At 63.5% G+C, this 10592-nt stretch carries 8 protein-coding genes; 6 read left to right on the forward strand and 2 right to left on the reverse strand.

Annotated elements, in window-relative coordinates:
* From QY049_RS36800 to QY049_RS36820, 5 genes are all read left to right on the forward strand, one after another.
* On the forward strand, positions 1–2423 hold a 2423-nt coding region (locus QY049_RS36800; RefSeq protein WP_367401209.1), incomplete at its 5' end, for a beta strand repeat-containing protein.
* 213 nt (positions 2424–2636) lie between these two features.
* The gene (gene xylB, locus QY049_RS36805) at positions 2637–4082 is read left to right on the forward strand and encodes a xylulokinase (protein ID WP_301270523.1); all 1446 of its coding nucleotides are present in this window, start codon (positions 2637–2639) and stop codon (positions 4080–4082) included.
* Positions 4083–4206: 124 nt separating this feature from the next.
* Complete coding sequence (locus tag QY049_RS36810; RefSeq protein ID WP_301270518.1) at positions 4207–5730, forward strand: sugar ABC transporter ATP-binding protein; 1524 nt, start codon at positions 4207–4209, stop codon at positions 5728–5730.
* Positions 5723–6763: a ribose ABC transporter permease gene (locus QY049_RS36815; RefSeq protein WP_194482232.1), complete on the forward strand. Its 1041-nt coding sequence runs from the start codon at positions 5723–5725 to the stop codon at positions 6761–6763. Before QY049_RS36810 ends, QY049_RS36815 begins: the two co-directional genes overlap by 8 nt.
* Before the next feature lie 70 nt (positions 6764–6833).
* A complete protein-coding gene (locus tag QY049_RS36820) occupies positions 6834–7781 on the forward strand; it encodes an ABC transporter substrate-binding protein (RefSeq protein WP_301270519.1) in 948 nt (315 codons plus the stop codon).
* 47 nt (positions 7782–7828) lie between these two features.
* Here QY049_RS36820 and QY049_RS36825 read toward each other — a convergent pair whose 3' ends face one another.
* Positions 7829–9034 carry a TCR/Tet family MFS transporter gene (locus tag QY049_RS36825; RefSeq protein ID WP_301270520.1) on the reverse strand — a complete coding sequence of 402 codons (1206 nt, stop codon included), beginning with the start codon at positions 9032–9034 and terminating at the stop codon, positions 7829–7831.
* Positions 9034–9975, reverse strand: coding sequence for a hypothetical protein (locus QY049_RS36830; RefSeq protein WP_301270521.1), 942 nt, complete (start codon positions 9973–9975; stop codon positions 9034–9036). Before QY049_RS36830 ends, QY049_RS36825 begins: the two co-directional genes overlap by 1 nt.
* Positions 9976–10395: 420 nt before the next feature.
* Between QY049_RS36830 and QY049_RS36835 the strand changes: the two genes are divergently transcribed.
* The coding region (locus tag QY049_RS36835) for a GDP-mannose 4,6-dehydratase (protein ID WP_301270522.1) at positions 10396–10592 on the forward strand (197 nt) is incomplete at its 3' end.

A 10592-nucleotide genomic window follows, 5' to 3' on the forward strand; every position in this document is an offset into this window, starting at 1 on the left:
GGATCGACATCATCACCGGGACGGCCGGGAGCACGATCAGCAACAGCGGGCTGCTGGACATCACCGGCATGACGACGCTGAACACCGACAGCGTGATCAACAGCGGCACGGTCAGGGTCGACGGCGGCGCAACGCTTACGCTGAATTCATCAAATATTGCCGGGGGCACCGTCGCCGACTATGGCACGATTTACGCCATCACGTCAGTTGATATATCCGGGGACATCATTGGCACCGGCGCGATCAATATCGCCGACCTTGTACAGTTGCAGATCGGGGGCTCGGTCGCGTCTGGCAATATTGTGTTGTTTGCGGGCGTCCAAGGGGAACTCATTCTCGATCAATCGAAGCAATTCCTTGGGTTGATCGCGGGATCTTCCGTCGGGACGCTTCTCACGCTGGATGATCAGATCGACTTGAGGGATCTGTCTTTCAATGCGAACAGCATGTCTACGACGGTTTCCTACAGCTCGAACATCAGCACTGTCACTTTCATCGATCACACCGTTGCCGGCGACATCTCCGTCCAGATCCGTTTCTCCGGTGACTATACAAACCAGGGCTGGCAATTCACGGATGATGGTCACGGCGGCAGCTTGGTCCAGTTGGCACCGCCACCCGTGTTCTCAGACATTATCGACAACCAATATGCGTTCACGGGCAATAAGACGGCGTCGGGAAGCATTTGGACGTTCCAGGCCGCTGTGACGGACAACGATGCGGCCGTTGTCGGCCAGGGCGGCATTACAAAATTCGATCTCACGGATAACGGAGTGCTCCTTGGCTCTGCGGCATTCAATGGAGGCGTATGGACGCTTTCGGGCTTGTTGTCGTCGGTTACTTACCAGTCCGGAATTTACACGATCACAACGAGTTCTACGACGCTCATCAAGAACAATGACGTTCTTGTAGTCACTGCGTATGACTCCGCGAACTTGTCTGCATCCAAGTCGGTGGAATTGACGAATAACTCCTCCTTCCAGGTCGCGCCTGCCGGTACGTCCGGAGAGCCCATCAATTTGGCGCTGACGGATCCATCAGGCGTCCAGCTGACGGGTCCAGTCCATCTGACGTTGACCGGAGTACCGACGGATTGGAGCCTCAGCGAAGGTACGAATCTCGATAACGGCATTTGGACGGTAGACACGAATGACCTGAATGCACTGACGGTAACGACGGCCGCCGCCTTTGCTGGCGCCATGGTGCTGGGCGTGACCGAAACCTGGACCAATGCAGATGGCAGCATCGGAACCGCGCTGGTGCTGGACAACGTCGAAGCCTATGCGACGGGTTCGCCGATCTTTGCCCTGTCAGGTGACGACACGCTGACCGGCGCCGGTGGAAATGATCTTTTCGTCTTTGGGCAGCCGATCGGACACGACACGGTTTACAGTTTTGACACGGCACACGATCAGATCGATCTGATCGGATATGACGATTTTACAAGCTTCAGCGAGGTCCAGGCGCATCTGACCGAAGACGTCAATGGCAATAGTTTGATCATGCTGGGAGAAGGGCAGTCGATCGAGTTGCAGGGAGTGCATGCGGCCGCCTTAAGCGAGAGCGATTTCGTTTTCGACCAGATGCCGACGCTCGACAATGCCGGGACAATGACGATCAGCGATGGGGCCGTGATGCCCTTCAGCGGCACAATCAACAATACCGGCACCATTGCGTTGAATTCCGCTGGCGATGAAACCGATTTTCAGCTGATTGGGTACGGTGTGACGCTGCTGGGCGGCGGTCACCTCGAACTGTCGGATAGCGATGACAACGTCATTTGCGGAACGGGCGCCGCCGTCACGCTCGATAACGAAGACAATACGATCTCCGGAGCCGGACGCCTCGGCAACGGCGAACTGACGCTGACCAACGCCGGCACTATCGATGCGACTGGTACTCACGCTCTCACGATCAATACCGGCGTCAACACGATATACAATTCAGGAGTTTTGGAAGCGTCGGGCAGTGGCGGTTTGATGGTTATGGGCTCGATCGCGAACTCAGGTGTATTGTGGGCCAACGGATCGAGCCTTACGGTTCAGGGCCAGCTGAGCGGAAGCGGCACCGCCAAGATCGATGGTGCTGCGACGCTTGACCTCGAAGCCTCCGCAACCATCAGTGTAACGTTCGGTTCGGGCTCCGGCGTTCTAAGGCTTGGCGACGCATTCCACTTCAATGGCACGATAGCGGGCTTCGGCGAAGCAGACGTGGTTGATCTTGCCAATCTTGATTTTGGTGCGGCCTCGCTCAGTTACCATCAGAACGTCGGCGGCACTGGCGGCATGCTAACGATTTCCGATGGAGCCCACATCGCCGAGCTGTCGCTGATCGGTAATTACTCCGCGGACAATTTCAGCCTTGCATCCGATCTTTCAAAGGGGACTGCGATTACCTATGTGAACCATGATATTGTCGTTTGACTGAGGCAGCACCGGGCAGCTTTCGATTGCACAAAATCATCACGCGGGTTTGCGCTGAACTGCGGAGGTTCCGCGTGACCTCTCCGCAACAGGAAAGATCCTGAAAATCTGGTTCAATGTCCAGCTGAAGCGGAATATAGCCGAGGGGTGAGTCGATCAGCGCGGTGTCGCATGGCGGCCGCTGTGACGCCAGCCTCGGGAACCGCATCCGTCATGTATCTCGGCATCGATCTCGGCACCTCCGCAGTCAAGACCGTTCTCGTCGATGGCGCGCAGCACGTGATTGCGAGCGAGAGCAGGGCCCTGACGAGCGCCTCGCCGCATCCGGGCTATTTCGAGCAGGATCCCGCACAGTGGGTCGCGGCGACGTTTGCCACGCTCGATGCCCTGAAGGCGTCGCATGGGAAGGAGCTGGCATCCGTCGAAGGCATCGGGCTGTCAGGCCAGATGCATGGTCCCACGCTGCTCGATGCGAACGATACGCCATTGCGGCCCTGCATTCTCTGGAACGACGGGCGCTCGGCCGCGGAGTGCCGCATTCTGGAGCAGCGCTGGCCCGCCTTGCGCGCGATCACGGGCAACAAGGCGATGCCGGGCTTCGCGGCGCCAAAGCTGCTCTGGATCGCGACGCACGAGCCTGAGGTCTTTGCGGCGACCAAACGCGTTCTGCTGCCGAAGGCCTATCTGCGCCTGGTGCTGTCAGGCGAGGCGATCGAGGATGTCTCGGACGCGTCCGGATCCCTATGGCTCGATGCGGCGCGGCGGGACTGGTCGGATGCGGCACTGGCCGCGACCGGCCTGTCGCGCGCGCACATGCCGCGTCTGGTCGAGGGATGTGTGCCCGCGGCCACGTTGCGCCGCGAGTTCGCGCAGCGTTGGGGCATGGCGCGGTGTCCGATGATCGCGGGCGGCGCCGGCGACAATCCCGCGGGCGCTGTCGGCATCGGCGCGATCAGGCCCGGCACTGCGTTCATCTCGCTGGGAACCTCCGGTGCACTGCTGGCGCCGTCCGACCATATTGCCGCCAATCCGGACCGCGTGGTCCACACCTTCTGCCACGCGATTCCCCACATGTGGATTCAGGCCGGTGCCATCCTCTCGGCGGCGTCGTGTCTGGCCTGGGCCGCCCGGCTGTTGGGCGTCACTGAAGCCGAGCTATTGGCGCCGCTGGGAGAACGCGCCCAGGCGCCGTCGCCGGTGAGCTTCCTGCCTTATCTTGCGGGCGAACGGACACCGCACGATGATCCCGTCGTGCGCGGCATGCTCGATGGCTTGAGCCACGGCACCGATCGCACCGCGATCGTGCAGGCCGTGCTCGAGGGGGTTGCCTTCGCGCTGGCCGATTGTCGTGAGGCGCTTGGCGGTGCCGGCATCGCGGTGACGGAAGCTGATGTCATCGGCGGCGGGTCACGGTCCCGGTTCTGGCTGTCGGTGCTAGCAAACGTTCTGAACGTCCCGATCCATCGCTTTGCCGACGGCGAAACCGGCGCGGCGTTCGGTGCGGCGAGATTGGGGCGGCTTGCTGTCACTGGCGAGGCAATCGAAACCGTCTGCACGCCACCGCAACGCGTCGAGACTTTCGAACCCGATCGCGCGCTGGTGGAGGCCTATGCCGAGCGGCTTCCCGCCTGGCGCCACTTGTATCGGCCGCGCCACTAGCATCGCTTTGGATGCGCATTTCGCCTTGTTCGCTGTTGCCCTGCGCGATGGCCTTTTGTTTAATGGGCGAACCGCGCTCGAAACGAAGCGCGGACAGGAAACGCATTGTGCGCCGGGAGGCACGATGAACGATCCGATCCTCGAGATGCGGGGAGTTTCAAAATCCTTCTTCGGCATCAAGGCGCTGCGTGCGGTCGACCTGACCGTCTATGCCGGCGAGATCCATGCCCTGATGGGCGAGAACGGCGCCGGCAAATCGACTTTGATGAAAATCCTGTCGGGGGCCTACCGGCCCGATCCCGGCGGCGAGATCCGCATCGAGGGCAAGCCTGTCAGGATCGAAGGTCCGCTCGGCGGCCGGGCCGCGGGCATCTCGATCATCTATCAGGAACTGTCTTTGGCCCCCAATCTGAGCGTCGCGGAGAATATTTATCTCGGCCGCGAGATATCGCGTTCAGGTTTGCTGGCGCGCGGCACCATGCGCGAGGGCGTCGGCCCGATCCTGGAGCGGCTGGGCGCGGACTTTCTGCCCTCGACCTTGGTGGCCCATCTGTCCATGGGCCAGCGCCAGCTGGTCGAGATCGCGCGTGCGCTGCACGCGCGCTCGAAAATCCTGATCATGGACGAGCCGACCACGGCGCTGTCGGCCGGCGAGAGCGAGCGGCTGTTTGCGCTGATCCGTCAGCTCCGTGCCGAAGGGCTTGCCATCATCTACATCTCGCACCGCATGGACGAGGTCTACGCGCTCGGGGACCGCGTCACCGTGCTGCGCGACGGCCGCCTGGTCGGCTCGCTCGACAAGCAGGACATCCGCGCCGACGCCATCGTCCGCATGATGGTCGGGCGCGACGTCTCGTCCTTCTACAAGAAGGATCACGATCCCGAGGCCGGGAAGGGGCACCCCGTGCTCACGGCGAGCGACATGGCCGACGGGCAGCGCGTCAGGGGCTGCTCGCTCACCGTGCATGCGGGGGAGGTGGTGGGACTTGCCGGCCTGATCGGTGCCGGCCGCACCGAGCTTGCGCATCTCATCGTCGGCGCGGCACCAAAGACGTCAGGCCGTCTCGAACTCGAAGGCCAGCCAATCGAGATCCGTACGCCCGGCGAGGCCCTCGAGGCCGGTATCGCCTATCTGACCGAGGACCGGAAGGCGCTTGGCTTGTTCCTCGACATGTCGTGCCTGGACAACATCAACCTTGCCGTGCTCGGGCGCGATGCGAGGTTCGGCTGGTTCCTGGATCGCGACAAGGCGCGCGAGCGCGCCGACAGGGCGTTTGCGGGACTCAGCATCCGCGCCGCCAATGTCGGCGTGCCCGCGGGCGGTCTTTCCGGCGGCAACCAGCAGAAGGTGCTGTTGTCGCGGCTTCTCGCCATTGCGCCGAAGGTGCTGATCCTCGACGAGCCGACGCGCGGCGTCGACGTCGGCGCCAAGTCGGAGATCTATTCGATCATCGACAATCTCGCCAAGGCCGGCACCGCGATCCTCGTCATTTCGTCCGATCTGCCTGAAATCATCGGCATCTGCGACCGCGTCCTCGTGATGCGGTCGGGGCTGATCGCGGGCGAGGTCAGGCGAACCGAGACGGCGCCTTTAACCCAGGAAGACATCATGGCCCTCGCTACGGGGACGGAGCATCTCGATGCCTGACAATGGATCGACGCAGGCGAAGGCTGCGATGACGAACGGCCCTGCTGCCGCCGAGGCGACGAAGCGCCAACGCATCAGGCTGCTGATCCGCGCGGCCGGCATGCTGCCGGTGCTGCTGCTGCTCTGCGCCGGCTTTCACTATCTGTCGGACGGCCGTTTCTTCACCGGACAGAATCTCGGCATCGTCCTGCAGCAGGCCGCCGTCAACACCGTGCTCGCCGCGGGCATGACCTTCGTCATCCTCACCGGCGGCATCGATCTCTCGGTAGGCTCGATCCTGGCGGCATCCGCGATGGCCGGTCTGACGATTTCCAAGCTGCCTGACCTTGGCGCGCTGTGGCTGCCGGTCGCCGTTCTCACCGGCCTCGGCTTCGGCGTCGTCAATGGCGCGCTGATCGCGCTGTTGCGCCTGCCGCCCTTCATCGTCACGCTGGGCTCGCTCACCGCCGTGCGCGGCCTGGCGCGGCTGCTCGGCGCCGACACCACGGTGTTCAATCCGTCGATACCCTATGCCTTCATCGGCAACGGCTCGCTGACGCTCATCCCCGGCGTTGCCTCGATCCCCTGGCTCTCGGTGATCGCGCTGCTCGTCATCCTCGTCTCGTGGCTGGTGCTGCGCCGGACGGTGCTCGGCGTGCACATCTACGCGGTGGGCGGCAACGAGAGCGCCGCGCGGCTGGCCGGCATCAAGGTCTGGGCCGTCCTCATCTTCGTCTATGGCGTGTCGGGATTGCTGGCCGGGCTAGGCGGCGGCATGCAGGCGGCGCGGCTCTATGCGGCCAACGGCTTGCAACTCGGCCAAAGCTACGAGCTCGACGCCATCACCGCGGTGATCCTCGGCGGCACATCCTTCGTCGGCGGCATCGGTTCGATCTGGGGAACGCTGGTCGGCGCGCTGATCATCGCGGTGCTCTCGAACGGCCTGATCCTCACCGGCGTCTCCGACATCTGGCAATATGTGATCAAGGGCCTCGTGATCATCGGCGCCGTGGCGCTGGATCGCTACCGGCTGCAAGGCTCCGCGCGAACCTAGTGATGCGAAATTCGGTTGCGGCAACTGGTCTGCCGTGCCCGGGGATGAAGACAGACCAGGGAGGAAGACAATGTTGAAGATGACCATGCTCGCCGGCGCCGCGATGGCGCTCGCCCTGACCACCGCGCCGTCCTCTGCCAAGGAGCTCAAGTCGATCGGCGTCTCGCTGGGGTCGATGGGCAACCCGTTCTTCGTCGCGCTGTCGAAGGGCGCCGAGTTCGAGGCCAAGAAGACCAATCCGAACGTGAAGATCACCACCGTCGGCTTCGAATACGACCTCGGCAAGCAGGTCACCCAGATCGACAATTTCATTGCCGCCGGCGTCGACCTGATCCTGCTCAACCCCGGCGATCCCAAGGCGATCGGGCCGGCGATCAAGAAGGCGCAGGCGGCGGGCATCGTCGTCGTCGCGGTCGACACCGCGGCCGAAGGCGCCGATGCGACGGTGACCACCAACAACGTCCAGGCCGGCGAGATCTCGTGCCAGTACATCGTCGACAAGCTCGGCGGCAAGGGCGATGTCATCATCGAGAACGGGCCGCAGGTCTCGGCCGTGATCGATCGCGTCACCGGCTGCAAGAACGTGTTCGCGAAGAATGCGGGGATCAAGGTGCTGTCCAGCGACCAGGACGGCAAGGGCTCGCGTGAGGGCGGCCTCACCGTCGCGCAAGGCTATCTGACCCGTTTCTCCAAGATCGACGCCATCTTCGCCATCAATGATCCGCAGGCGATCGGGACCGACCTTGCGGCGAAACAGCAGAACCGCAGCGGTATCATCATCACCGCGGTCGACGGCGCGCCCGACATCGAGGCCGCACTGAAGGACCCGGCGTCGCCGCAGATCCAGGCGTCGGCCTCGCAGGACCCGTTCTTCATGGCGCGGCGCGCGGTGCAGCTGGGCGTCGGAATTCTCAATGGGCAGAAGCCGGCCTCGCCCGTCGAACTGCTGCCCTCGAAGCTCGTGACCCGCGACAATATCAAGGATTACAAGGGCTGGACCTCGGACCGCTCGCAATAGAACGGGCTGCAACGGATGGCGATCCTCTCGCGGGATCGCCGTCCATTTTACGTTCGCATGATCGCCCGCTTTGGCACCGTCAGCGCCAACGGCACGGCGATGGCAAAAATCGCGACGCCGATGATCCATACGAGCCCGGTTCTGTCGGGCCGCGACAAGGCGTAAATTGCGCCGAAGACGAGCGGGCCGAGGATCGCAGCCAGGCTGACGAAGCTCGCGACGACCCCCTGCAACTGGCCCTGACGTTCGCCATCGATGACCTTGGACTGGAGCGCGCGCAATGCTGGCGCGCTAATGCCGCCGAACGCGATCAGCGGGATCAGCGCGAAAGCGATCCAGCCTGCTTGTGCGAAGGCGAGGGCGAGAAGAGCGATCCCCTCGCAGCTTATGCCGAGTAGGAGCGTGCCACGTTCGCCAAGCCGGCCTGTGAGCGGCGCGATGGCGAAAGCCTGCACCAGCACGACCAGGGCGCCGAAGATGCCGAGCGAAACGCCGATATCGGTCGCGGTCCAGTGGAAGCGGTCGGTGACGAACAGCACCCAGACCGTGCTGTAGGTCTGGCCGACGAGACTGACGAGCAGGAACACCAGCAGCAGCGGGATCAGCGTGCGAAACGTCAGCGCCCAGCGCAGCGGTGCGAACGGGTTGAGCGTCCGCCACGCGAACGGCTTGCGCGCGGTGCGGTGCGTTTCCGGGAGCACGAACGCCGCGATCAGGACGTTCACGCTGCTCAAAGCCGCAGCGGCAAGGAACGGCGCGCGCAGCGAAATGTCGCCGAGCACGCCGCCGATGACAGGCCCGATGACGAAGCCGGCACCGAAGCAGGCGTGGAACAGGCCGAAACGGCGGGCGCGCTCCGCCTCCGGCGTGATGTCCGCGATCGTGGCGGTGATCATCGCGACGCCCGCCGCGGTGAGGCCGGCGATGGTGCGGCTGATGAACAGCAGCGACAGATAGGGCGTGAAGGCCATCACCAGATAGTCGATGGTCGAGCCGGCAAGCGCGAGCAACAGCACCGGCCGGCGGCCGAGCCGGTCCGAGAGAACACCGAGCACCGGCGTGACGACGAATTGCGTGAATGCGTGCAGCGCCAGCAGCACGCCATAGAGCGCCGACACGTTGTCCGTGAATGCCATGGCGCGCAGCAGATGAGGTAGAGTCGGAAAGATCAGCGCGATGCCCGATGCTTCGAGGGCGGCACAGGCGAGGATTGCGACGAGCGGCCGGCTCATGGGATTTTGCGGCCTGCCCATCAGCCGACCGTTTCCGGGAGCGCGGACGATGCGAGCGGCGGAGCCTCGGTCCAGCGAACGGGATCTGTCAAATCGGATGCGGTCCATCTGGCGTCGGCGGCTTCCACGGCCAGGGCGACGGCCTCGTCATCCGTAGGTGCCAGCGCGGTCAGCAGATCCGGGCGCCGGCGCTCTGCGATCGCCAGATAAGGATCGTTGGGGATGGGGTGCCAGAGCCAATAGGCCCCGGGCTGCTCGGCCGTAAAGCCGTCGACATGAGCCGCAACCTCTTGCGTGAACTCGGCCGCCGCGGCTTGAACGAGCATCGATGTCCGATAAGCGATCGGAGCGAGGATGTTCATCGAGAATCCCGTGGCATCGCGGCACGATGCGAAGCCGGGCAGAACCAGCGTGCCCGTCCGCGCGTAGCGCGCAGGTCCGGGTGGATAGCGGAATTCGGAATCATGGGTCTTGACGGTGATCCCGGCGTAGATGGCGCTGGGATAGACGTCCACGACCATGAGGACGACGCCTTTGTTCTGAAGCACGCGGGCGATCTCGGCTCCGGTGTTGCGTCGTGCGAACGCGATCGGCGTCGCCCCGGTTGCACTTCGGCCTGCATAGATCCATTGTTCGGTCGGTGTCGGCCGGCGGCCGATCGAATAGACGAAGCCGACGTTGAAGCCGCAGTCCTTGAGATGTGCTGCGAACAGTTCGAGGCTGCCGATATGGGGCACGGCAATGATGCAGCCGTTGCGCGTTTCTGAAAGCGCCCGCGCGAGACGATCGAGCGCATCGCCCGGAATCCTGGCTTCGAGACGCAAGGCTCTGCCGCGATTTTGCTGAAGATTGGCAAGGTCGAACAGGACGGTGACCCACGCGGCCAATCCGTCGATCACATTGTCGGATGTCGCGGTACTGCGGCGAATGATGCTCTGGCGCAGGAACATGTTGTTGCCCATCGCGCTCGGCAGGCTCGCGATCAGGCTTGCGATCTCGCGGGCAACGTGTCCCTGACGTGCGACGGGGACGATTGGGGCCAGGCGGTCGACGAGAGTTACTACGGCGGTCTGGATGTCCCCGTGCTCGCGAGGAAAGGGCAGCGGATTTGTCCCGCGCGGGTCGATCCCCGCTGCTGTTCCCGAAACGTCACGTGAGCCCCAGATCCCGCCAGAAATTGCGGGAAAATCACACCATACAAGTGTTACCAGCTTCTCAAGGTTTCCCTTCGGCCTTCGGTGCCGCCCCTCCCGCTCGCGGCCGGAATCCTCGGAAAAAGAACGGTTTAACGCCGTAGTGGGTTGACCCCGGCGAACGATGTGTCAGAGAAGGGCAGGTTTCGGAAGCCGGCCCCGCGGGGCCGATTGGGAGCGTTTGCGGATATGGCTGAGCGGGTCGCTCTCATCACCGGTGTGACGGGTCAGGACGGCGCTTACCTTGCCGAGCATCTGCTGTCGCTCGGTTATGTCGTGCACGGGATCAAGCGGCGCTCGTCCTCGTTCAACACCGCGCGCGTCGATCACCTCTACCAGGACCCGCATGTCGGCAACGTGCCGTTCCTGATGCACTACGGCGACAT

The sequence above is a fragment of the Bradyrhizobium sp. WYCCWR 13022 genome (assembly GCF_030435535.1).
Lineage (GTDB): Bacteria > Pseudomonadota > Alphaproteobacteria > Rhizobiales > Xanthobacteraceae > Bradyrhizobium.